The organism is Paenibacillus sp. EB106-06-01-XG199, assembly GCF_058791575.1.
On record NZ_JBYTDQ010000009.1, the window covers coordinates 1 to 23,577 of the forward strand.

General features: G+C 53.2%; 19 protein-coding genes. 16 read left to right on the top strand and 3 right to left on the bottom strand.

The features are described from left to right. The first annotated feature begins 149 nt into the window (after window positions 1-149). The 5 genes from AC3WT9_RS26875 (at window position 150) to AC3WT9_RS26895 (ending at window position 8,379) form a co-directional block, all read left to right on the top strand. On the top strand, window positions 150-1,580 hold the full coding sequence (locus AC3WT9_RS26875; protein WP_341096937.1) for a DNA-binding protein: 1,431 nt from the start codon (window positions 150-152) through the stop codon (window positions 1,578-1,580). 243 nt (window positions 1,581-1,823) lie between these two features. Next, entirely contained in the window at window positions 1,824-2,270 is a 447-nt protein-coding gene (locus AC3WT9_RS26880; RefSeq protein ID WP_492408222.1) for a MarR family winged helix-turn-helix transcriptional regulator, read from the top strand. Beyond that, a complete protein-coding gene (locus AC3WT9_RS26885) occupies window positions 2,263-4,023 on the top strand; it encodes an ABC transporter ATP-binding protein (RefSeq protein ID WP_341096934.1) in 1,761 nt (586 codons plus the stop codon). The genes AC3WT9_RS26880 and AC3WT9_RS26885 overlap by 8 nt, the downstream gene beginning before the upstream one ends. Continuing rightward, on the top strand, window positions 4,020-5,918 hold the full coding sequence (locus AC3WT9_RS26890; RefSeq protein ID WP_341096932.1) for an ABC transporter ATP-binding protein: 1,899 nt from the start codon (window positions 4,020-4,022) through the stop codon (window positions 5,916-5,918). The genes AC3WT9_RS26885 and AC3WT9_RS26890 overlap by 4 nt, the downstream gene beginning before the upstream one ends. A 241-nt stretch (window positions 5,919-6,159) precedes the next feature. Then, complete coding sequence (locus AC3WT9_RS26895) at window positions 6,160-8,379, top strand: MMPL family transporter (RefSeq protein ID WP_341096929.1); 2,220 nt, start codon at window positions 6,160-6,162, stop codon at window positions 8,377-8,379. 161 nt (window positions 8,380-8,540) lie between these two features. Here the strand turns inward: AC3WT9_RS26895 and AC3WT9_RS26900 are convergent, their stop codons facing one another. The 3 genes from AC3WT9_RS26900 to AC3WT9_RS26910 all read right to left on the bottom strand — a co-directional run bounded on the left by AC3WT9_RS26900 (window position 8,541) and on the right by AC3WT9_RS26910 (window position 11,270). After that, a complete protein-coding gene (locus AC3WT9_RS26900; protein ID WP_341380047.1) occupies window positions 8,541-8,852 on the bottom strand; it encodes an antibiotic biosynthesis monooxygenase in 312 nt (103 codons plus the stop codon). A gap of 30 nt (window positions 8,853-8,882) precedes the next feature. Continuing rightward, window positions 8,883-9,602 (bottom strand): 3-ketoacyl-ACP reductase, encoded by a 720-nt coding sequence (locus tag AC3WT9_RS26905; RefSeq protein ID WP_341096925.1) that lies wholly within the window; start codon window positions 9,600-9,602, stop codon window positions 8,883-8,885. A 111-nt stretch (window positions 9,603-9,713) separates the two neighbouring features. Then, window positions 9,714-11,270, bottom strand: a complete 1,557-nt coding sequence (locus tag AC3WT9_RS26910; RefSeq protein WP_341380046.1) for an FAD-dependent oxidoreductase — start codon at window positions 11,268-11,270, stop codon at window positions 9,714-9,716. A gap of 199 nt (window positions 11,271-11,469) precedes the next feature. Between AC3WT9_RS26910 and AC3WT9_RS26915 the strand changes: the two genes are divergently transcribed. From AC3WT9_RS26915 to AC3WT9_RS26965, 11 genes are all read left to right on the top strand, one after another. Continuing rightward, on the top strand, window positions 11,470-11,865 hold the full coding sequence (locus AC3WT9_RS26915; RefSeq protein WP_341096921.1) for a Fur family transcriptional regulator: 396 nt from the start codon (window positions 11,470-11,472) through the stop codon (window positions 11,863-11,865). Between the two features lie 449 nt (window positions 11,866-12,314). Continuing rightward, a complete protein-coding gene (locus tag AC3WT9_RS26920; protein ID WP_341380045.1) occupies window positions 12,315-14,372 on the top strand; it encodes a methyl-accepting chemotaxis protein in 2,058 nt (685 codons plus the stop codon). A gap of 77 nt (window positions 14,373-14,449) precedes the next feature. Then, entirely contained in the window at window positions 14,450-15,262 is an 813-nt protein-coding gene (locus AC3WT9_RS26925) for a uroporphyrinogen-III synthase (RefSeq protein WP_341096917.1), read from the top strand. Window positions 15,263-15,543: 281 nt separating this feature from the next. Next, window positions 15,544-16,176 (top strand): ThuA domain-containing protein, encoded by a 633-nt coding sequence (locus AC3WT9_RS26930; RefSeq protein WP_038597565.1) that lies wholly within the window; start codon window positions 15,544-15,546, stop codon window positions 16,174-16,176. A 106-nt stretch (window positions 16,177-16,282) separates the two neighbouring features. Then, on the top strand, window positions 16,283-16,630 hold the full coding sequence (locus tag AC3WT9_RS26935) for a phasin family protein (RefSeq protein ID WP_341096914.1): 348 nt from the start codon (window positions 16,283-16,285) through the stop codon (window positions 16,628-16,630). Beyond that, a complete protein-coding gene (locus AC3WT9_RS26940) occupies window positions 16,631-18,301 on the top strand; it encodes an ABC1 kinase family protein (protein WP_341380044.1) in 1,671 nt (556 codons plus the stop codon). It abuts the gene before it with no gap. A gap of 159 nt (window positions 18,302-18,460) precedes the next feature. Further along, window positions 18,461-18,664 (top strand): hypothetical protein, encoded by a 204-nt coding sequence (locus AC3WT9_RS26945; RefSeq protein ID WP_341096910.1) that lies wholly within the window; start codon window positions 18,461-18,463, stop codon window positions 18,662-18,664. Window positions 18,665-18,718: 54 nt separating this feature from the next. Further along, the gene (locus tag AC3WT9_RS26950; protein WP_445745004.1) at window positions 18,719-20,599 is read left to right on the top strand and encodes a DEAD/DEAH box helicase; all 1,881 of its coding nucleotides are present in this window, start codon (window positions 18,719-18,721) and stop codon (window positions 20,597-20,599) included. Between the two features lie 230 nt (window positions 20,600-20,829). Then, window positions 20,830-21,774, top strand: coding sequence for a M15 family metallopeptidase (locus AC3WT9_RS26955; protein WP_492408228.1), 945 nt, complete (start codon window positions 20,830-20,832; stop codon window positions 21,772-21,774). Between the two features lie 164 nt (window positions 21,775-21,938). Further along, window positions 21,939-22,277, top strand: coding sequence for a DUF3243 domain-containing protein (locus AC3WT9_RS26960; RefSeq protein ID WP_341096904.1), 339 nt, complete (start codon window positions 21,939-21,941; stop codon window positions 22,275-22,277). 201 nt (window positions 22,278-22,478) lie between these two features. After that, entirely contained in the window at window positions 22,479-23,501 is a 1,023-nt protein-coding gene (locus tag AC3WT9_RS26965) for an LLM class flavin-dependent oxidoreductase (protein ID WP_341096901.1), read from the top strand. The last annotated feature ends 76 nt before the right edge of the window (window positions 23,502-23,577 follow it).

Genomic DNA, 23,577 nt, shown 5'->3' on the forward strand with positions numbered 1-23,577 from the left:
CGTCTTTAGGCGCAGTTTGGCAACGAGGGGTTATACCCCTAGAGCAAACCACCCGTTGGACGGGTGGTCCTGATTGTGCTTTCCACAGGCTTCACCTATAATGTCAATTAATAGCAGCACTAGTTCAACATGACCGGGGGAGGTGCCGAGTGGAGGCGAAACTGACAACATTACGCTCTGAAATTGAGGACAATCTGTCCCGCTCGGGTCATAATCTAGCCTCGTTCGCGAAAGTTTCCGGCCTGAACCGCGGCAGTCTCAGTGCCATTCTTCATGGCAATCCGCCTAAGCCGATTTCTTTGAGGCAGCTGGATGCGTTCAACCGAGCCTTTGGATTTCCGGAAGGATGTTTATATTCGCTTTATGTGGATGAATGCTTTAGTGAAGAGAAGGTCTCGCGCCGCAGGGTGGAGCCTTTTTTAATTCGCTGCGCCGAAACTGGCAAGCAGCATTGTATTGATGAAGTGTTAAGCAGAATGATGGAATACCCCAAACCGCTCGATATTGTCTATTCAGTAGCGGAGAAACTGTTCACCGCCGGCAAGATGCAGGAGGCGACGGTTTTTTATAAAATTGTAGTGGACAATGAACAGGATAGTTACTCCGAACGGCTGGCGATCAGTCAGTACCGTATTTTCAAATCGCTGATGTCCGTTGTGAATTGGGAGGAGAAGCTGCGGGCAGTGATCACCTTTGAACCGTTCCGCGGACGCCTTCCCGAGAATCTGCAGCTAGATGGTCTGCTGAAGCTGGCCCAGGTCACCTTTACCCTGCATAAGTACAAAGAAATGGAGAAGTACACTGATGAACTGAGGGCGCTGGCCAGTGCGATGTACCGGGAACAGCTGCAAAAGAAGGCAGGCAGGCGAGGTGAAGAATTGAAACTGGAGCGCCCGCTTGTTTTTTATTATGCCCATGGCTATTTGCTCAAGGCGACCTCTCTTACGAAACAGGGGAGATATGAAGAAGCCAAGAAATATACTGCCGGCTATGCCGATTTAAGCTGGTTTCAATTTCTTGATGATGAGGGCCGGTCTGAGGTTGAAGCCTTTCGTTTATTTGCCATAGCGAACAGCTTTACCCTGGAAATGCTGGTGGGCAATTACGCAGTACTGCCGGCATATACAGCTTTTCTGGTGGAACATCCCGGGGAGATTCTGCCTGGTCTGGTCATTATCATAGAGGCGGCCAACCGGTTCGGATTCGCTGTAGACGATGTGCTGGAACAGTTTTCAGTGGAGATGGCTCATTGTGTGCTGTATCAGGACCCGATGAATATAGACCGTGTATACAGGCTCAGCTATCAGCTGGCCATCTACCATATAGACCGGGAACGGTATATGTCTGGAGTCGACTGCATTCTGCAATGTCTCACGCTCGCTGTTGAGCTGAACAGTGCGAAGGACTTGATTGATTGTGTGACTTTATTCGAGACAAGCAGGGATTACGCTACCGATGACCAGCAGAAGAAGTATAGAGAACTCATACAAGAGTTAAGGAAAAATGATGAAAACGCAGTAAACGTTGATCAGCAATCCGGTATTGCCCAGTTACCTCATCTTACATATCCTATACTATGAATATTCCTCCTCCGCCTTCGGGCGGGGGAGTTTTGGTTTCGCAGCAGTTGCAGCGCTGATGTTCTTCATTCCGTAATAATTGATAACGCCTTCAATGTTTGACAAACAATTACGGTGAAAATATAATTAGGTAGCCTAATTAATATAGTGTTTAATTATTAGCAAACCTAACTAACGACAGAGGTGAACAGCATTGGGATAAACCATGAAGAAAATCCAGTCGCGCACAGGCTGTTTGCCGCATTGCGGCAGCTGCGAAAAGTTCATTGGCAGCAAACTGTGGAAGGCCACAAGCCAAGTGAGATGACTTTATTGATATGTCTTGCCAAGCGGTCCCATCCCCTGGATGAAGGACTTAAGGTTTCGGAGCTGAGCCGGTTCCTGGGGCTGATGCCGCCAACCGTTACCCAGCTGATCAACAGTCTTGAAGCCAAAGACATGGTTCTCAGGGTGGCTGATCCCTCCGACCGGAGAGTTGTCCGTATTAAGCTGACGGAGCAGGGGAAAGTAATCACACGCAAAGCCAAACATCATATGGATGCAGCGCTGAACAAACTGGCGGAACATTTGGGCGAAGAAGAGTGCAACCATCTGGCAGATCTTCTGCTGAAGGTCCACGCATTCGTAGAAGATAATCCGCCGCCTAATCTAGACCTGCTACAAATGAACGGAGATGAGAAACTTGATTAAACTATTAAAAAACCTGAGCCCTTTTAAGCTGGCTGTCGCCGCTGTGTTAATCCTTATCTTTCTGCAGTCTCTGGGCGACTTGTACCTCCCTACGCTGATGTCCGATATCGTGGATAAAGGGATCGTGCAGGGCGACCGCAATTATATATGGAAAATCGGCGGATTTATGCTGCTGGTGGCGGGCGGAGGAGCCATATGCTCTATCGTTGCCAGTTATTTATCGGCAAAGGTTGCTGCCGGATTCGGTAAAAATGTCCGCTCGCGGATGTTCAATCATGTGGAGAACTTTACGCTGCATGAATTCGACAAGCTGGGCACTGCCTCGCTGATTACGCGTACTACTAATGATATTACACAAGTACAAACCGTACTTACTATGATGCTGCGCATGATGGTCGGCGCTCCGATGATGATGATCGGCGGGATTATCATGGCGGTATCAGAAGATGCCAAGCTTTCCCTTATTTTTGTAGTCGTGATCCCTGTGCTTGTAGGAGCAATATTCTTCATCGGAATGAAGGGCCTGCCGCTGTTCAAGGCGATTCAGGTCAAGCTGGACAAATTAAACCGCGTACTGCGTGAGCATTTGACCGGTATCCGTGTCATTCGGTCCTTTAACCGGATTGATCATGAGAACAGAAGGTTTACTGAAGCGAACAAGGATCTTACGGAAACGGCGATCAAAGTCAACAAGGTGATGGCCGGCCTGATGCCGATTATGATGCTCGTGATGAACTTTTCGATGATTGCTATTCTGTATTACGGCGGAATCCGGATTGGCGATGGTGATCTGCAGGTAGGTTCATTGATGGCATTTATTCAATATGCAATGCAGATAATGTTCTCCTTAATCATGGTGTCGATGATGTTCGTGCTTATTCCCCGGGCCTCTGCCTCCGCACTGCGTATCAATGAAGTGCTGGATATGCAGCCTGAGATTACAGATCCTACGGCATCCGAGCTTCAGAACACGGCTGCAGTAACGAAGAAGGATGGCCGGGATGCTATGCATGGGTTTGTTGAATTTGACAATGTTTCCTTCTCCTATCCCGGTGCGGAGCAGCCTGCACTGTCCGGAATCAGCTTCAGCGCGCGGCCCGGTGAGATTACAGCGATCATTGGCGGTACAGGCTCGGGTAAATCGACCCTGCTGAGCCTGATCCCGAGATTCTATGACGCCATTGAAGGCGCTGTGCGTGTGGATGGCGTAGATGTGCGCGAGATGACGCAGGAAGAGCTGCGGAGCAAGATCGGATATATTCCGCAGAAGGCGGTGTTATTCTCCGGCACGATCAACGAGAATATCCGCTACGGTAAAGAAGATGCAACGGATGAGGAGATCATTCATGCGGCCAAGGTAGCACAGGCCTATGATTTCGTCTCTGCGATGAAAGAAGGCTTCAACTCCGAAATTGCCCAGGGCGGGAACAACGTGTCCGGCGGACAGAAGCAGCGGCTGTCGATTGCCCGTGCACTGGTTAGAAGACCGGAAGTGTACCTGTTCGATGACAGCTTCTCGGCGCTTGATTTCAAGACCGATGCCAAGCTGCGCGCTGCGCTCAAAGACGAAACAACGAAATCAACGGTTCTGATCGTCGCCCAGCGGGTCAGCACGGTTATGGATGCTGACCGGATTATTGTGCTGGATGACGGCGTGATTGCCGGCATCGGCAACCATCGTGAGCTGATGGAGAACAGCGAAGTGTACCGCGAGATCGTATCCTCGCAGTTGTCAGAGGAGGAAATAGCATGAGTGAAGCGAATAAAGGAACCCAAATGCCCAAACCACCGCGGGGACATGGCGGTGGACCCGGCGGACCGCCCGGAATGAGCATGCCGGTGGAGAAGGCCAAGGATTTTAAAGGTACGCTCAAACGGCTGATCCGCTACCTGCGTCCGCGGCAGATGCAGTTGCTGATTGTATTTATTATGGCTATTGCCAGCACCGTATTCAGTATTTTCAGCCCGAAGGTGATGGGGAAGGCGACAACCAAGCTGTTCGAGGGCGCATACGGCATACTGAAGGGTGTTCCGGGAGCCGCGATTGATTTTGATTATGTGAACAAAATTCTGCTTATCCTGGCGGGTCTGTACCTGTTCAGCTCCTTGTTCAGCTATGTGCAGCAATATGTAATGGCCGGCGTGGCCCAGAAAGTTGTTTTCGATATGCGCGAGCAGATCAATAACAAGCTGGAGCGTCTGCCGCTGAAATATTTCGACTCCCGGACGCATGGGGAAATTCTTAGCCGTGCGACCAATGATGTAGACAATATCAGTACGACCCTGCAGCAGAGCTTAACTCAATTGATTACGTCCATCGTAACTATCATTGGTGTCATTATCATGATGCTCACCATCAGCCCATGGCTGACCTTAATTACAGTTATCACCCTGCCGCTAAGCTTTGTCGTGATTATTGCGATCTCTAAGCGTTCACAAAGATATTTCATTGGCCAGCAGAAATCACTGGGTCAGCTGAACGGCCATGTAGAGGAGATGTACACGGGTCACCGCATTATCAAGGCCTTTGGCCGCGAGAAGCAATCGCTTAAAGAGTTCAACAGTATTAATGACGATCTGTACAATTCCGGCTGGCGCTCCCAATTTATCTCCGGGATCATTATGCCGCTGATGATGTTCATCGGTAACCTGGGGTATGTGCTGGTCTGTGTGGTCGGCGGGATCTTCGTGACCAAGAAAACGATTGAGGTCGGTGATATTCAGGCGTTTATCCAGTATTCCCGCCAGTTCACCATGCCAATTACACAAACGGCCAATATCGCCAACATCATTCAATCCACCATAGCTTCCGCTGAGCGCGTGTTCGAGCTGCTGGATGAAGAAGAGGAAATTCCGGAAGTTACTGCTGCTCAGGCTAAGCGTGCTGTAGTTGCCGAAGAAGGCTCAGTCGAATTCCGTCATGTGAAATTCGGCTACAAAGAGGATGCTATTCTTATTGAAGATATGAACATTGAAGTCAGCCCGGGTCAGACCATAGCGATTGTAGGACCAACCGGTGCCGGCAAAACCACGCTGATCAACCTTCTGATGCGCTTCTATGAGATCAGCGGCGGCGAGATTGTAATTGACGGAGTCAACATCACCGACATGAAGCGCAGCGAGCTGCGGAGTAAATTCGGTATGGTGCTTCAGGATACCTGGCTCTTTAACGGGACGATCCGCGACAACATTGCTTACGGCCGCGAAGGTGCAACAGAGGCGGATGTGGTACGTGCAGCCAAGGCGGCGCATGCCGATCACTTTATCCGCACGCTTCCGCTTGGCTACGACACAGTCCTGAACGAAGAGGCCTCGAATATCTCGCAGGGGCAGAAGCAGCTGCTGACTATTGCCCGGGCAATTCTGGCCGATCCTTCGATCCTGATTCTTGATGAAGCGACCAGCAGTGTCGATACACGGACCGAAGTGCAGATTCAGAAGGCGATGAATACGCTGATGAACGGCAGAACAAGCTTTGTAATTGCGCACCGCCTGTCAACGATTCGTGACGCAGATCTGATCCTGGTGATGAACCAAGGCAGCGTTATTGAAAAAGGCACCCATGTGGAGCTGCTGGAGCAAGGCGGATTCTATGCCGACCTGTACAACAGCCAATTTTCCGGTGACGATCTGCCGGATGTGGGCTAAACCGCAAGCAGAAGCAGCAAATATCATCTGAATATATCCATCAAATATCACCCCTCTATCTACAGCATACCTACTATTGCTGTGAGCAGAGGGGTGTTTTGCATGAAGGGGATAGCTTATGGCAAAGAATAAAATATAAAAAAGATTTGATTAAAAATTATAGGGTATATATGATAAGGTTAATAAAATGACCCGCGGCTCATTTTTTAGGGAAGCCGGGGTTGAAGAGAGGGTGAAAGGAATGTCAGGTTACGGAAAATGGGTGGCTGGCCGTAAAACAAAGTGGATAACTCTTGCGGTCTGGATCGTAATTGTGGGTGCTCTTACACTTCTTTGGCCTTCCGTAAACTCACAGGTAGTGAATAATGCGCAGAATCTGCCTGATGATTCGCAGTCGGTCCGGGCGGCGGCGGTTGCGGAACAGGAGTTTCCAGCAGGGAGTGGCGTGCCGGCACTGCTTGTATGGCATAGGGAGGGCGGGCTGTCCGATGAGGATTTGATACATATCATTGCTGTATACGGCAAGCTTGAGCAGCAGCCGTTGCCGCATCAGAACTATGTTCCGCCGCTGGGAAAGCTGCCGCCGCAGGCGCTGCAAGCTTCTCTGTCCGAGGACCGCAGCACACTGGTCACACCGGTGCTCTTCGACAAGTCCGCGGACAGTGATCAGCTCGGTGAGGCCGTAACGCAAATGAAGGAATTGATCTCTGCGGAAACCGGCGGTGATCCTGCTGCGGCCAAGGTGGACGGCAGTGAGTTGAGCCTGCGGGTTACCGGTCCTGTGGGTATCTCCATTGATGCGACAGGGCTGTTCAAGGATGCGGACGTTTCCTTGCTCATCGCGACCGTAATTCTTGTGCTGGTATTCCTGCTGCTGATTTACCGTTCGCCGATTCTGGCTTTGATTCCGCTCGTGGCGGTAGGATTTGCTTATGGGGTTACCAGTCCGGTGATTGGGAAGATGGCCCAGGAGGGCTGGATTACAGTGGATTCACAGGCCATCTCCATCATGACCGTGCTGCTGTTCGGCGCAGGCACGGACTACTGCCTGTTCCTGATCTCCCGGTTCCGTCAGATGCTGAAGGTGGAGGAGAGTAAAGGCCGTGCCCTGCTGAGCGCAATTACCCATTCCTCCGGGGCTATTGCAATGAGCGGATTTACAGTAGTGCTGGCGCTGTTCGCGTTGCTGCTGGCGAAATATGGAGCGTACCACCGTTTTGCGGTTCCTTTCAGCGTCTCCATTCTTATTATGGGCATCGCCAGTCTGACTCTGGTGCCGGCGCTGCTGGCCATCTTCGGGCGGACTTCATTCTTCCCGTTTGTTCCACGCACTCCGCTGATGGAGGCGGATCGGGCCAGAGCCAAAGGCAAGCCGGCTCCGCAGCCAAAACCTGCCCGCAACAAAGGAATCGGCAACTTTGTCGTTTCCCGTCCTTGGGCAATTGTAGGAGTAACCGTGGTGCTTCTGGGTGTGCTGGCTTCCTTCTCCGGGGGCATCAAGTTCACTTATGATATCCTATCGTCCTTTCCGGAGGATATGGAGTCGCGCGAAGGTTTTGACCTGATAGGCAATCAGTTCTCCCCCGGGGAGCTGGCTCCCGCCAAGCTGATGATAGATACCGAGGGCAAAGCGGATGGTGAGGATCTTAAGGTAATCCTGGGCGGCCTTTCATACGTGGATGTTGTATCGGACCCCCAGGAAGGTGCGGTCAATAAGAATATTCTCGGTTATGATATCGAATTTAAGAATAACCCGTATTCCCTGGAGGCGATGAGCCACATACCGGCGCTTCAGGATACTGCGGAGCAGGCGCTGATTGATGTAGGAGTGGCTGAGCCCGGCGATAAGGTATGGGTCAGCGGACAGACGGCAATCCAGCATGATACGAAAGAGCTGGGTGAGCGGGATACCGATTTGATTATACCGGTAGTCATTGGGCTTATTACTTTGCTGCTGCTGATCTACTTGCGTTCTGTAGTGGCAACTTTCTATTTGGTGGCTACAGTCATTCTGTCCTTTTTCTCAGCCCTTGGTTTAGGGTGGATTATTATTCATTACGTGCTGGGCGCAGATGCCATTCAGGGCTCGATTCCGCTGTATTCCTTCGTCTTCCTGGTGGCGCTGGGCGAGGACTACAACATCTTTATGATTTCGAACATTTGGAAAAAGCGCAAGCGGATGCCGCTGAAGCAGGCCGTAGCAGAGGGTGTGAACGAGACTGGATCGGTGATTACGTCGGCCGGACTCATTCTGGCCGGAACCTTTGCCGTACTCGCGAGCCTGCCGATACAGGTGCTGGTGCAGTTCGGGATCATTACCGCGATAGGCGTGCTGCTGGATACCTTCATCGTCCGGCCGTTTCTGGTGCCGGCAATCACAGTGCTGCTGGGCCGCTGGTCGTTCTGGCCCGGCAAACATCAGGAGCTGGAGCAGGCATTGCCGGCAGTTGATGAGCATTAAGCCAGAGCTTGCTACAGGCAGATAATAAACAGGGACGCCCTCTAAGCCATGATAGCTTAGTAGGGCGTCCCTTTATTTTGCAGTCATTTGCGCCGCCAGACGGGATTGACACGCCCTAGCGCAGCCGTATGAGCAGTATGGGGCCTGCGCCCTCTACCGGATCATTCCCCCGGTGTACGGCTGATCAGCAGCTCATACTTGTCGAGCGACGCACCCAGGATGGCTTCATTTCCGCCTGACCCCCGGTGCGATTCGCGGAAGGAAGGACTGGCAGTCCACCCTTTAAAGGCCTCTTCGTTCTCCCACACGGTACAGATTTTCAGCTCTTCCACGCCCTCTTTAGCGACGCTGTGCCATACCTCCATACGTACAAAGCCGGGCATATCCTGCACGCCGCCCGCTCCGCCAAAACGCTGGGCAAGGGTTTCTCCATGCCCTTCCTTAACCTTAATGGTGTTTGTTACTACCAGCATGCTGATTCCTCCCTCGAAAGACTCTGCAATTTATTGTGGATTGGTAGTCCAGATTCCCGCAGTCTTCAAGAAGACGCGGTCCGGCAGCTTCAGGGCCGCCAGGGTCAGCTCAGCCACATCCTCCGGCTGCATCATCCGGTCTTCATCGCCGATCTTCAGGCCGGCATTCTCGGCAAGTCCGGTATTGACGGTGCTTGGTGTCAGGGCCACTACGCGGATATTATGCTTGCGCACTTCTTGGGCCAGCGCTTCCGTCATGCCCATCAGGGCGAATTTGGAGGCGCAGTAGGCCGAGCCGGTGGCGAAGCCGCGCTCACCGGCTGTAGAGGAAATATTGATGATATTTCCGCCGCTGCGTTCAATCATTGCCGGCAGTGCTGCCCGGGTTACATAATAGGTGCCGAACAGATTGATCTGCATGTGGCGCTCCCAATCTGCCGGGTCCATTTCCAGGAAGGTGCCGAATTTGGCAATTCCGGCGTTGTTGATCAGCGCGTCGAAGGTGCCGAGATCATTCTGAAGCGCAACAACGGCCCGCTCCGCTTCTTCGCGGACAGCGATATCAGCTACAGCAATGCTGACCTTTACATCATAGACCTCTGTCAAAGCCGATTTCAGTGCCTCCAGATCACCTGAAGTTCTGGAGATCAGGCCCAGATTAGCGCCTTCTTTCGCCACTGCCATTGCTAAGGCTTTGCCGATCCCTTTGCCGGCACCTGTAATCACAATGCTTTTTCCTCTCAAATCCATAACCTGCCGTCACGCTCCTTCTGAATTTATTAATAATAAAAACATTCAGTTCCTATTATACCTGAGCGTGGGCGGACAATCACGCCGGAGCCACTTGGAGATGTCACAGCTTTAATTCGTCTCCGCTTCCAGCCTCGTCAGCGGCACCGTAGCGGGACCCTCCAGTACAGCTCCCTCATAGGAGTAACGTGAGCCATGGCACGGACAGTCCCAGGTGCGTTCCCCATCATTCCATTCACACTCGCAGCCCATATGGGTGCAGGTTCTGTCGACCAGATGCAGCTTGCCCCCAGTGTCACGGTAGGCCCCAACACGTTTGCCGTCATGAAAAACAACCGCGCCTTCATCAGGCTCCAGATCACGGGTTTTTTTGTGGACAATCTCCACCTTGCCGGCAATCAGCTCCTTGGCGACATTGGTATTCTGCACGATGAAATTTTTGATGGATGGGTTGGCTTTAAAGCGCGAGGGATCATAGAGATCACTGTAGGGAGTATGCTTGCGCAAAATCTGATCCGTGATCATACGCGCTGCCAATGTTCCGCTGGTCATGCCCCATTTGCGATAGCCGGTGGCAATATAGATTTCCTCTTCCCCGGAAACCTTGCCGATATAAGGCACTCTGTCCAGGGTAATGAGGTCCTGGGCAGACCAGCGGTACGGGATGCTCTTGATGCCCAGCAATTCACCAGCGAACAGCTCCAGATTCTCATAATGGCCAAAGGTGCAGATGCCCTGGCCTGTCTTATGATTGTCCCCGCCGACAATGACCAGCCTCTGGCCGCCCCATTCGACAGCGCGCAGAGAGCGTGTAGGATCTCCGGCGCTCAAATACATGCCGCCCTCATAATCGGTCTCCGGCTGAATCGCCAGACAGTAGGAACGTTCTGCATGCAGGCGCGAGAAGTAGAGGGCTCCGCCGTCATAGAAAGGAAAGTGGGAGGCCGAGATGGCATGGCGGCACTTAATTTTCAGCTTCTCTCCCTCAGTGTAAAGCGTGAGGCCGCCGTCCTTGTCTACCTTTTCTCCAATCATCGTATGCTCGTAAACAGTTCCGCCCTTGTCCAGAATCACCTGAAGCAAGCCTTGCAGGTATTGAAGCGGGTGGAAGCGGGCCTGTCCCGGCAGCTTGATGGCACCTCCTGCCATCAGCGGCAAGGAGACATTGTCCAGCCATTGCCCGGGGAGTCCCAGTTTTTCGTAAGCATTAAACTCCGCCTCCAGTTGTTTGAGCGTCTTATCGTCGCTGTTATCGGCATAGAGGAAGGCGTCTTCACGTGTTATTCCGCAGGACAGGTTCAGTTCCTCTGCAGTGGAGATAATCCATTCCATCGCCTCAGTGTTTGAACTGTAATAGAGCCTGGCCTGTTCTTCCCCGAAATGCTTCAGCAAATCATCGTAGATCATCCCGTGCTGGGCGGAAATTTTGGCGCTTGTGAATCCAGTGGTGCCGGCAAAAATTTCTCCCGCCTCCAGTAAAGTGACTTTATACCCTGCGTTTGCCAGCAAATAACCTGCAGTAATGCCGGTAATACCGGCCCCGACAATTGCGACATCTGTAACTAGATCCTCCGTTAGCTTCGGAAACGAAGGCAGGTCGATGCTGTCTCTCCATAACGATTGCGGAAATTGCGGAAGACCCTGAGATACATCGTGCGTTGAACTCATCTTAACATCCCTCCATCGGTACCATATTCATCTCATTTATTACCACAGTCCCGCCAAAAGAAACTCCTCAAAGGTCCAGGTGCATGAAATCGGGGATATAATGCCAAAATAAGTTGGATTCGACAGTCAGACGATTAGATTGACGCTGGAGTAATCAAGACTTATACTTGATCTAAAAATAAGTTAAAGGATGATAAAGATGAGGAACCTGAATTTGACCTCCCAGCGTCAAGCCGTTTATGATATCGTCCGCCAGTCACATGATCATCCTACCGCCGCAGAAGTGATGAACCGGCTGGTAGAGCAGGGACATAACCTGGCCTATGGCACCGTGTATAATTCACTGCGTTATCTTGCCGATAAACAAATGATCCGCGAGCTGAAGCTTGGGGAAGCTGCCAGCAGATATGATGCGCGTATGGACGATCACCAGCATATTATTTGTGAGGTGTGCGGTGCGGTGGATGAGGTAATGAGCCATGTGCCCCAGGAGTGGATGGATACGGTGGCTAAGGATACCGGATATTCCATTTCACATGCCCATGTCGTATTCGGCGGAGTATGCCCGGCTTGCAGGAACAAAGTTATGAATTAGCTTAATAAGGGCCTAAATCCCGGCCAAGGTCTCACATATGAATAGATATATAATAAAAGACCGTTTTCAAATAAACGGTCTTTTTGCTGTTTTATCAGCAAATTTATTAAGAAAGTCTTGAAATTCATAGCAAATTTCAGAATAAAAGAGGGATTCCATACCCGGTATATAATTATATACCTATATAGATTGAACTTGAGAATTACATGTAGGGAAAAGTGCGGAGGGGAATTTTGGAACTGTAGGAGCGACAGTGTCCGCCTTTAGATTTTTGATTTCTACCGCGATTCGCGGCTATTTCAGGAAATCCAAACCTAACAGCGGCCGGAAGTCCAAACATTCTCTGTAGTCACGGCCAATCCCAAAATAGAAGAATTATAAGTTCAATCTATATATGCCATAAATGATCATACTTAAGACCTGATAAGAAGGAGAGATGGATTTCACCCATGAATAAAAGCAGTCGCTTAACCATCCGTATGAAGCTTATTCTTACATATCTGCTTGTACTTCTGGCCCCCAGTCTTATCATCGGCTGGCAGACCTATCAATCGGCCAGCCATAAGGTGGAGGAACAGCTGATGACTAACGCCACAGAAAGTGTGATGGCGGCCAACGAGATCATAAATGCAAACATTCAGTCCAAAATCGACGCGGTTAGCTATTTTGCCGGGCAAATTTCCTCCGGGTCAGTGAATGCTGTAGGGGAAAGTGCGGCTGATGTAAAGGCCAGATTGCAGGAATATGCCGCGCTGCATCCCGATATTCTGGATATTTACGTCGGAACCAGCGGGGCAAAGTCTGTTCATGCTTCCGATGGCCAGCAGCCGGACGGCTATGACCCGCGCAAGCAGAGCTTTTATGTGAATGCGCTGAAGCAAGGGAAAGGGACAGTAATCTCCCCTGCTTTTAAAACGGCAAATAATGAAACGGCCATCGCTATTTCGGGAGTGCTTGCAGATGGCAGCGGAGTCTTAGGGCTCGACCTAAACTTGTCTGCCCTGGCTGATCTTACGAACATTAAGCTGGGCAAGGAAGGATACATAATGATTCTGGACAGCAGCAAAAAGTTTCTGGTTCATCCCACGGAGACGATAGCCGAGGAATCCTCGCTGGATTTTGTGAAGCAGATGTTCGAGGGAGAAGCAGGTTCTTTTGATTATGTGTATAAGGATACTCCCAGAAAGCTGACCTTCATGGTCAATGAGCTTACCGGCTGGAGAATCGGGGGCACCATCAGCAAGCAAGAGGTTGCTGATGCTACAGCTGGCATCCGTGATAAAGCGGTTGTAGTGATTGCTGTTTCTGTATTGCTAGCGCTCGTATTGATCTATTTCAATGTCTCCTCCGTCGTCCGTCCGCTGATCCGTCTGCGCAAAGCTACAGCGGCTATAGCGAAAGGCGACCTGTCTGAAGATATCGGGGTGTTCCGCAGGGACGAAATTGGCCTATTGGCCGACAATTTCCGCACGATGGTGGCTGATTTGCGCGGCATGATTCTCGGTGTTCAGCAGATGACGGGTAATCTGTCCGCTTCGGCCAAAGAGCTGACAAGCGGGGCTGAGCAGTCAACTACGGCGATCAGGCATGTAACCGAAGCGATTCAGGAAGTCGCGGCAGGCTCAGAACGGCAGGTAGGCAGTGTGCAAAAAGGGCTGGAGAGCGCCGCGGCAACAACCCATGAAGTCCAGCATATTTCCGGGTTCATGGAGCAGGTGTCAGCCATGATGGACAAGACCTCACTGTCTGCAGCCGAGGGGAATGATTCGGTCATCAGTGTGGTTGACAAAATTAACGGAATTCATGAGACGGTGGAAGAGCTTGGCAACATGATTGACAAGCTGAATGAGCGCACCGGACAAATTCAGGGCATTGTCGGTGTGATCACAGGTATTGCGAGGCAGACCAATCTGCTGGCCCTGAATGCTTCCATTGAAGCAGCCAGAGCGGGCGAGCAGGGGCGCGGCTTTGCCGTTGTCGCCTCGGAGGTCCGCAAGCTGGCCGAGGAATCAGAGAAATCGGCGCGGATGATCTCGGAGCAGATTTCCTCCATCAACGGGGAGATGCAGCAGGCAACAGTGACGATGGAGGATGCCAAAGAGAAGGTGTCGGCAGGCATCCTGGCAGTAGATACTACAGGACGCTCCTTATCGCGGATCCGCAGGGCGGTCAAAGGCGCGGCAGAGAAAATTGAAGCGATGGGCGGAGCCGTACACACCCTGTCGGCAGAAGCTGCCAGTATGGAGAAGGCAATCGGGGAGCTGCAGGGCATTTCCAAGGAGGCTGCAGGCAATACGGAGACGATTTCAGCTGCTGCACAGGAGCAGCTTGCTTCCGTTGAAGAAATCGCCTCTTCCACGGCTGGCTTAAGCCAGCTTGCCGGAGAGCTGCAGAAGCTGGCAGGCCGCTTCAAGCTTCATCCGGGGCAGCAGGTTTCCTTTGAACCTTCTGTTCCGCAGGAAGCGGATCTTCAGAAGGGACCGGAAAATTCCCGATTACGGATTTGATCACGCTACTTTTCTTTTCCAGGGCTTTGCAAGTATACTGATAAGCAATAATGCAGGGCTAACTAGGAGGAATATTTATGGCAGAGCAGTTAAAGGGGATTACCGTAGCCCTTGCCGGTCCGCGAAAATCGGAGGAAATGGCCAAACTGGTGCAGAATATGGGGGGGACGGCGCTGCATCGGCCTGCCCAGGGAACGGTATTTCTCGACGGTGAGGCCCTTCGTGAAGCGCTCGTAGCCTGGACCCAGCATCCGCCGGATATGGCCATTCTGACTACAGGCATGGGGCTTGATGCACTGTTCGAAATGGCCGGGGAAATAGGGCTTGCCGAACGGTTTCAGGAGGTCCTCTCGTCCTCTCCGATTGCTGCCCGGGGCTATAAAACAGTGAACGCCCTGAAGAAGCGGGGACTGGTGCCGGAGGTGCGCGATGACGATGGCAGTACTACAGGACTGATCCGCGGGCTTGCGGATTGGGACTTGCGGGGCAAGGAGGCCGTGCTGCAGCTGCATGGCGATCGCTCCCCCCGTCTCGTTGCCTGGCTTACGGAAGCCGGAGCTGTTGTCCGCGAAGTGCAGCCATACCTTCACACCCCGCCCGAGCCGGGTTCGCTTGCCAGGCTGCTGGCGGAAATCACGGAGGGCTTGGTGGATGCCGTAGCATTTACGAGCGGACCGCAATTCCGCTTCCTGGCAGGGTACGCCCGGGAACAAGGCAAGCTTGGGGAACTGGTGCAAGCCTTTGAAACTAAAGTGCTGGCGGTTTCCGTGGGCAAGATTACCTCTGAGTCCCTGAAGGAGGAAGGCGTCAAGCGGATTGTGATGCCGGAGCATGAACGGATGGGCAGCATGTTTGTTGAGCTTGGGCGTTATGTCGCGGCAAACCGCTGATTTTTCGGCCGGGTTCCGCTGCGGTTTTCTGCGGGGGATCTGTAAAGACGGTTATCCTGCTCCGTTCGTGGGCAGGATTTGTTTTTTTAAAAGATAATTTATATGCTTCACGCTATTAATTATCCTTCTATTTCTTACTTAGCAACGCAGTCCTGAACTAGCCTGATGCAAGGCTCCGGTAACAGACATTTATCCTGCCGGTAATAGACATCTGCTGCACTTTTACTTAGAATAAAAGCAACGTGCCATAATCCAAGATAGAGACAAGGAGGAGGATACCTATGGACAAGAGAAAATGTTTGCTGCTGGGCGATTACACTCATCCCCGGTTCCATCCGCTGCAGGGTGTAGACAAACAAATCAGCGAAATTCTGAATGATCTGCTGATCGTTCAGTGCTCGGAGAATAAAAAGCTGCTGCTTAGCGAGCATCTGGCCGGTTACGATTTGTGCATCGCCTATAATGAACTATGGAACGAAACGGTTTCCCCCCAGCAGACAGCGGGTCTGCTCAGCTATGTGAGCGGAGGGGGAGGACTGATCGTGCTGCATACGGGGGTTTCCCTGGCCAAGCGCTATGAATTAGCCCATCTAATCGGCGGCAGATTCACCGGACATCCGCCCTATGCTCCGCTGAACTTCAAAGTGATGGAGCATGATATTACAGAGGGTATGGAAGACTTCCAGCTCGATGAAGAGCCATACCGGTTTGAATTCGATCCTTTTACCGAGAAGACCATTCTGCTGGAGTATGAATATGAGGGCGAAAGATTGCCGGCAGCCTGGTGCCACAGCTACGGACTGGGACGGGTTGTCTATATTATGCCCGGACATCATGAGCCTTCGTTCCGGCATCCGGCGGTCCGTGAATTGATTCTGCGGGCGGCGACCTGGGCGGCACGTATTCCCAGATAATTTGAGATTGCAATAAAATGATACCCCTTGCGGCTGCTTCCTTTGTGAAATGCTCTGACAAGGGGTATACTTTATCCATAACTGGAATCTTGGGGAGGAAAGTACTATGAGTGATTTGTTCAAAAAAGCAATCTCTTTAGGAGTGGGCCTCACCATTGTCAGCAAGGAAAAGGTGGAAAAGGTAGTTGAGGAGCTGGTAAAACGGGGAGAGCTTGCGCCCTCGGAATCCAAAGCGCTTGTCGACCGGCTCGTGGAGCGGGGCGACGAGGAACGCGGGGCCTTCAAGAATGCCGTACAGGAGCAGGTTCAGCGTGTGCTGAAGGATCTTAAAGTTCCCGTACAAAGCGATATCGCTACACTGGAAACTCGAATTGCCGTTTTGGAGCGCCGTGTGGCTGAGCTGGAGGGTGCCTCTGCCCAGAAGGAAGCTCTGCCGGAAACGCGTACGGAATAAATGGCTGTACGCATCAGACATGCCGGACGGTACCGGACCATTGCCATGGCGCTAATGCGCCATGGCTTCGGTTATATGGTGGAGGAACTGGGTCTCTACCATATTCTTTCCCTTCCGCGCCGGATGTTGACACAGGAGACTCACGCAAGCCTTACACTCGGGGAACGGATTCGCCAGGTACTGGAGGATTTGGGGCCAACCTTTGTCAAATTGGGTCAGCTGGCCAGTACCCGTTCCGATCTGCTGCCTGATTCGATCATTCAGGAACTGGTGAAGCTGCAGGATAGTGTGCCGCCATTCTCGGCGGAAACTGCACGCAATATTGTCGAGCAGGAGCTTGACCAGCATCTGGGTGAAACCTTCGAATATTTCGAGAATACACCGCTTGCTGCGGCTTCGATCGGCCAAGTGCACCGCGCTGTACTGCATGGAGGCAAGCAGGTTGCGGTTAAGATACAGCGTCCCGGTGTCATGCGGACCATGACCCGTGATTTGGAAATTCTTCAGGACCTAAGCGCGCTTGCCGAAAGAAGATTGGACTGGGCAAAGCAATACGGGCTGATCCGGATGGTGGAGGAGTTCTCCCGGGCGCTGCTGGCTGAACTGGACTACGGCCAGGAAGGCCGCAACGCCGAGCGTATTGCCAGCCAGCAGACGGCACATGATAAAGTATATATTCCGGCGATCTATTGGGACTACAGCTCGGCGCGTGTGCTGACGATGGAATATGTGGAGGGCATTACACTCAACCACCGGGATGAGCTTCTGGAGCGGGGCGTCAAGCTAAAAACTGTAGCCCAGCAGCTTGTGGAGATGATGCTGGATCAGATCTTTATCCACGGCTTCTTTCATGCCGATCCCCATCCGGGCAATGTGATGCTGCTGGACAACAACAAGCTGGCGCTGATTGATTTTGGCATGGTCGGGCGGCTCAGTGAGGAGATGAAGGACAGTCTGTCCGCGCTCGTCATCGCGCTGATGCGCAGAAATACCGATTCTATGGTGCGGGCAATTCTGCGGTTGGGAGTAATTCCCGAAGAAGCTGACCGTGCTGCGCTTCATGATGATATGGACCGGCTCCGGGAGTCCTATTATGATATCCCGTTCCATCAGATCAGCATCGGTAAGGCGCTGAACGATCTGTTCGGCATCGCCCGTAAGCACCGGCTGGTCATTCCGCCGGATCTGGCGATGCTGGGCAAAACGATGCTGACGCTGGAGGGGGTTGTTGCCAACCTTGACCCTTCCTTTAGCATTGTGCAGATGGCCGAGCCCTTCGGCAGGCAGCTGGTGAAGCAGCGCTTCAGCGGCACCCGCATGCGGCGCAAGCTTATCGGGGGAGTCGCCGATCTGGCGGAAAGTCTGTTCGAGCTTCCCTCTCAGGCCCGGCAGCTGTCGGCGCTAATCAGCAGAGGCAAGCTTAAGGTGGAGGTCGGGCTGCCCGAACTGAAAAATTTAGAGCATAAGTTTAGCCGCGTCGGCAACCGCCTTTCCTTCAGCATTGTACTGCTGGCCTTCAGCATTATTATGGCAGGGCTGATTATCGGCTCATCGCTGCGCGGCGAACCTTCACTGCTGTGGGATTTTCCTACGGTGGAGATTGGCTCGGTGATTGCGCTGCTGATGATTCTGTGGCTGCTCTTCTCGATTTTTAAATCGGGCCGCTTCTAGCCTTGCAGGGAACACAATAATTATTCTTCGCCACTTGCACACAAACGCCCCAGGATCAAGTACAATATAAAGATAACTTTCTTAGGTCACTGTTCGGCCCTTAAGGCAGGACAGGCTATCGTATAGTATGTAATGGAACGCAAATGGAGTGCCGTCTGAATGTCCGGTGGAACGCTGCTGCCCCTGAAACCGACTTGGACCGCACGTCTGCAGGGCCAGAATCGGCAAGTGGGACGGAAGGACTCCGGTGACGGGGTTCTTCCGCTTTTGTTTGATAATATGCCGTTTTCGCCTGAAATAAGCTTGTGCCGCCGCTTCAGCGAAGGCTGTATGGATGCGTACATTACTCCCGAAAATGGATGACTATAAGTTATGCTGCACAGTAAGGCAAATTAGAGAATTAGTGAGGTGGAGAAATTGCCGGGTTTTAAGGAATTAGGAGTTTCTGAATTATTGAATGATCTGCTCAAAGGACAAGGCATTGTAAAACCAACGCCGGTGCAGGAGGAAGCCATTCCGCCGGTGGTGCAGGGTCTGGATGTTATCGCCAGAGCGAAGACGGGAACGGGGAAGACGCTCGCTTTCCTGCTGCCGATTATGGACAAGATCCGCGTGGAGGCGGCTTATCCGCAGGCGCTGGTCCTCGCGCCGACGCGTGAGCTGGCCCTGCAAATTACGGAAGAGGCACGCAAGCTGGCACGGCATACGGGTGTGAAGATTCTGGCTGTCTACGGAGGCCAGGATGTAGAGAAGCAGCTTCGCAAGCTGGAGGGCGGAAGACATCTCATTATCGGAACCCCGGGCAGACTGCTTGACCACCTGCGGCGGGAAACGCTGGATCTTGGGGGCGTGAAGATGCTCGTCCTGGATGAAGCCGACCAGATGCTGCATATGGGCTTCCTGGAGGATGTGGAGACGATTATTACGGCTGTTCCTTACCGCCGTCAGACGATGCTCTTCTCCGCCACAATGCCTGATCCCATTAAACGTCTCGCCGCCAACTACATGAAGGAACCGCTGGACATCGTGATTAAGAGCGGCTCGCCGATTCCGTTGGACAATATCCGCCAGCAGGTCGTAGAGTGCTCCGACCGCAACAAAGAAGAAGCGCTGCAGGCACTGATTGAACGCGACCGTCCGTATTTGGCAATTATCTTCTGCCGGACCAAACGGCGGGTATCGAAGCTGAACGAAGCGCTGCAGGCAGCGGGTTATGACTGCGACGAGCTGCACGGCGATTTGTCCCAGGGCAAGCGCGAAGCAGTGATGAAGCGGTTCCGCGAAGCGAAGCTGCAGCTGCTGGTAGCTACGGATGTTGCCGCGCGCGGTCTGGACGTTGAAGGGATTACCCATGTCTTCAACTACGACCTGCCGCTGGATGCGGACAGCTACATTCACCGGATCGGCCGGACCGGGCGTGCCGGAGGCAAAGGCCTGGCGATCACTTTCTCCTCGCCGCGCGAACGTAACGGGCTCGAGCTGATTGAGCACGGTATTTCCCAGCGGCTGGACCGCCGCCGCTACGAGAAGGATGAATTCGGCGTAGGCGAATTCACCTCCGTGCAAGGCGGCGGCTCTCCGCGCGGCGGACGCCAGAACGCAGCGCCTGAAGCGGCGCGTGCCAGCCGCGGCGGGCGCGGGCAAGGGCGCAGCGGCGGAGCACCACGCGCCGAAGCCGGAGCACGGCCGGGCGGGCGCGGCCGCGGCGGCAACAAGGAAGCAGGCAGCTGGGGCGCGCCTGCCGAGAAGACCAGCCGCAGTGCAGCGGCTGGGGGCAAGCGCAGCGCCTACGAGGCGGCAGCGCCCAGAGGCGGCGATTCCGCCGGCAAGAGCGCGGCGAAGCCAAGACCGGGCGGCGGCTACGGCGCCTTTGACCCTAGAAGCGCCAGCCCGGCTGCAGCTTACGGGGCAGGCGGCAATGCCGCCGGCGGGCGTGGCGGCAGCAGAACGGCCGCCCCATCCAAAGGCGGCCCGAGCAGCGGCTACAGCTCCAACGTCACCAGAGGAATGGAAGCTGGCGGCTTCAGCTATGGCGCTTCCAAAGGCGCAGGCTCGGGAAGCGGATATAATCCGGGCGGTGCGCAAGCCAGCCCTAAACACAGAGCCAATGTAGCCCGCAGCAGTGAATCAGGCGGCTACAATGCGGCAGCTCCCAAAGGTGCGCGCGGCAGCTCCAAGGGCGGCAAAGGCGGGTACAGCTCCGGCGGACGGAACAGCGGCGGCGGCGGTGCATCACGTGGCGGGCGTGGTAAGAGCTCCGGCGGCGGTTCCCGCGGCGGACGCGGCTCATCCAGATAAAGGCGATAGACAGCTATAGATGAAACTTGTTACCATAGGGCAGTTGGTGTATCCGCCAACCACCTGTGGTAACATTTGTTTTATACGACTGAAACTTTTTTGCCCTTTAGCCTGTCTAATAGATAAATAGAGTACCAGCTGCAGGAGTGCAGAGAATGAGGCAACTGTTGGTTTCGTACAGACGGATCGGAAGCAGGTTGCCAACAAGTATAGGAGGAAACATACATCATATGTCCAAGACCGCCAAAATAGTTATTTTATTCGTTGTCGTGATTGCGATCGGTTGGGGAATCGGAAAATATACGTCGGCTCCATCTGCTTCAGAGGAAGAAGGAACGGTAGTAAGCGACGGCAGTGCCCTTCAGGGTCAGCCGGATGCAAGTGCAGAACCTTCGCCCGTTGCCAGTTTAAACCCGGACGAGCAGGACCAGGGCACTTCTGGAAACAACACGGGAGCCGAAGGGTCTCCGGCTGCTACGGCTGATCCGGAAGAGAACGATGGTGAGAATACGCCTCCCAATCCAACTTCTGTTGCTACAAATAAGCCGGGCACGCCGGATTCAGGCAATAATGCAGCCGAACTGACTGCCGCAGAGCCCGAAAGCATGTCAGTCATGGTCAACAAGCAGTACAAGCTGCCGGATAAGTATAAGCCTTCGGATCTGGTATATCCGAATGTACGGTTCCTCTTCTCGGAGAAGATTGAGAAGCGAATGATGCGCCGCACTGCAGCTGGTGCGCTCGAGGAAATGTTCGCTGGGGCGAATAAGGATGGCATACAGCTGGCCGGTGTTTCGGCCTACCGTTCCGAGAAAACCCAGACAAGGCTATTTAACAACTATGTAGACAGAGACGGGGAAGAGAAAGCCCGCACCTACAGCGCGGTTCCCGGCCATAGTGAGCATCAGACGGGCCTGGCGATTGACATTTCCGGCAGTGACGGCAAATGCGCCGCCGAGAGCTGCTTTGCGGGTACGCTTGAAGCCGATTGGCTCGCAAGCCATGCTGCGGAGTACGGCTTCATTATCCGTTATCCGGAAGGTAAGGAGTCGATTACGGGTTATAAGTACGAGCCTTGGCATGTCCGCTATGTAGGCAAGGAGATCGCCGCCTCCATTGCAGAGAAAGGCATTACGTTGGAAGAGTACTTTGATGCTGTTCCCGTATCGAATTAACCGGCACGTTTAGCAACAGCTCCACCAGCGGTCCCTGGATAACGGGACCGCTTTTTTTGATTGGCCAATGCGTAACGTCTGCTTCCTTCAATGCTATGGTTCAGCTATGCGGCCGATGGTTAAGTAGTGGGAAACTAATTAGTTTTCATAAGGAGGCGCATCACGTGTCCGAACATAACCATGTGGTAAGCAAGGATGGAAGTGTAACCATGAACCGTGTCAATGACGCCCTGGACCGGATTGAACCTGAGCAGAAAGAGGTTATTCTGAACAATTTTCAGGAGTTTAAAAGCTATTTAAGTAAGCGGATTCAACTTGCCCAAAAAATCGGGCTCAGCGATGAGCAGCTGGTCCTAGCAGCCGAGAAAATCGCTGATTATCTGGCGGCTTATGAAGAGCCCCGCAACAGCGAGGAGAAACTGCTGCTGGAGCTGTGGAAGGTTGGCAGCAAGGAAGAGCGGCATCGTCTGGCGCACATGCTGGTCAAGCTGGTTCAGGAGTAATTCAAAGCTTGCCCGCAGGCTGGTTAAGCGGGTATGCAGGCTCTACCGGTGCATGCGCTGGTATATAGCGAGGTAAAGTCCTTCTCCGGTTCACAGGAGAAGGACTTTTGCTGTTGGGGAATAGGTACACAGGGAACGTTCAGGATATAATGGAGGCAGTATCTGGATATCTCAAATCTTATCATTGGGGTGGCTTAGAATATGAAATTAAGCATATTGGATCAGTCTCCGGTCTCCGAGGGCTGCTCCCCTGCCGAGGCCTTGGCTCAAACGTCCATGCTCGCCCGGGAGGCGGAGAGACTGGGGTATCACCGTTTCTGGGTATCGGAGCATCATGCGGCTCCCGGACTGGCCGGATCCAGCCCGGAAGTACTCATGGCCCACCTGGCTGCTGTGACCTCCTCTATTAGGATTGGCTCCGGTGCCGTTCTGCTTCCGCATTACAGTGCCTTTAAAGTGGCTGAGAATTTCCGCGTGCTGGAAGGGCTGTATCCCGGACGGATTGACCTTGGGCTGGGCAAGGCAGCGGGAGGTGCGGCTTTGGCTGTGCGCGCCCTGCAAGAGAACCGGTTGGACGACATAAGCCGTTATGAGGAGCAGGTTAAGGATCTCATTGCCTATTTGCACGGCACAGTGGATTCCGGGCACCGTTTTGCGGGACTGCAGGCCACTCCGGCCGTCCGTACAGCGCCGGAGATCTGGCTGCTCGGCTCAAGCAGAGACAGTGCCGAACTCTCCTCGAAGCTTGGGACCGGCTTCGCCTTTGCCCAATTTATTAACGGCAACGGAGGATATGAAGCGGTAAGGGCCTACCGGCACAACTTCAGACCGTCTCCCGCTGCCGCGAAGCCGCGGGCGCTGGTTTCCGTATTTGCTGTGTGTGCAGAAACCGCTGAAGAGGCAGACCGGCTGGCAACCAGCATGGATCTTTCGCTTGTACTGCTGGAGAAAGGCCATGTCTCCACCGGCACGCCTTCCGTAGAAGCCGCGCTGCGCTATAATTATGCTCCGTATGACCGGTTTCGTATTGAGGAGAACCGCAGGCGGATGGTTGTGGGGACGCCGGAGGATATCCGGCGCCAGTTTCAGGCTCTTGCCGAACAATATCAATGTGAAGAGATTATGTTTGCAAGTTTTATACATAGCTTTGAGGGCCGGCTGAAATCCCTCCGGCTTATCGCTGAGGCTTGCGGGTTATCCCGGCGGGGCTCAGACGCTGGATAATAATCTGCTGAGTTTTGTTTTCCGTTTCCGATAAGGTAAGATGGGAAATGAAATGCAAAGTCCCAGTCTGGGCATT

Bases quoted from the DNA above. Each gene is read 5' to 3' on its own strand.
- AC3WT9_RS26945 (WP_341096910.1), top strand. From the start codon at position 18,461: ATGTCCGGTGGAACGCTGCTGCCCCTGAAACCGACTTGGACCGCACGT.
- AC3WT9_RS26895 (WP_341096929.1), top strand. From the start codon at position 6,160: ATGTCAGGTTACGGAAAATGGGTGGCTGGCCGTAAAACAAAGTGGATA.
- AC3WT9_RS26930 (WP_038597565.1), top strand. From the start codon at position 15,544: ATGGACAAGAGAAAATGTTTGCTGCTGGGCGATTACACTCATCCCCGG.
- AC3WT9_RS26890 (WP_341096932.1), top strand. From the start codon at position 4,020: ATGAGTGAAGCGAATAAAGGAACCCAAATGCCCAAACCACCGCGGGGA.
- AC3WT9_RS26900 (WP_341380047.1), bottom strand. From the start codon at position 8,852: ATGCTGGTAGTAACAAACACCATTAAGGTTAAGGAAGGGCATGGAGAA.
- AC3WT9_RS26920 (WP_341380045.1), top strand. From the start codon at position 12,315: ATGAATAAAAGCAGTCGCTTAACCATCCGTATGAAGCTTATTCTTACA.
- AC3WT9_RS26925 (WP_341096917.1), top strand. From the start codon at position 14,450: ATGGCAGAGCAGTTAAAGGGGATTACCGTAGCCCTTGCCGGTCCGCGA.
- AC3WT9_RS26955 (WP_492408228.1), top strand. From the start codon at position 20,830: ATGTCCAAGACCGCCAAAATAGTTATTTTATTCGTTGTCGTGATTGCG.
- AC3WT9_RS26935 (WP_341096914.1), top strand. From the start codon at position 16,283: ATGAGTGATTTGTTCAAAAAAGCAATCTCTTTAGGAGTGGGCCTCACC.
- AC3WT9_RS26915 (WP_341096921.1), top strand. From the start codon at position 11,470: ATGAGGAACCTGAATTTGACCTCCCAGCGTCAAGCCGTTTATGATATC.
- AC3WT9_RS26965 (WP_341096901.1), top strand. From the start codon at position 22,479: ATGAAATTAAGCATATTGGATCAGTCTCCGGTCTCCGAGGGCTGCTCC.
- AC3WT9_RS26940 (WP_341380044.1), top strand. From the start codon at position 16,631: ATGGCTGTACGCATCAGACATGCCGGACGGTACCGGACCATTGCCATG.
- AC3WT9_RS26905 (WP_341096925.1), bottom strand. From the start codon at position 9,602: ATGGATTTGAGAGGAAAAAGCATTGTGATTACAGGTGCCGGCAAAGGG.
- AC3WT9_RS26910 (WP_341380046.1), bottom strand. From the start codon at position 11,270: ATGAGTTCAACGCACGATGTATCTCAGGGTCTTCCGCAATTTCCGCAA.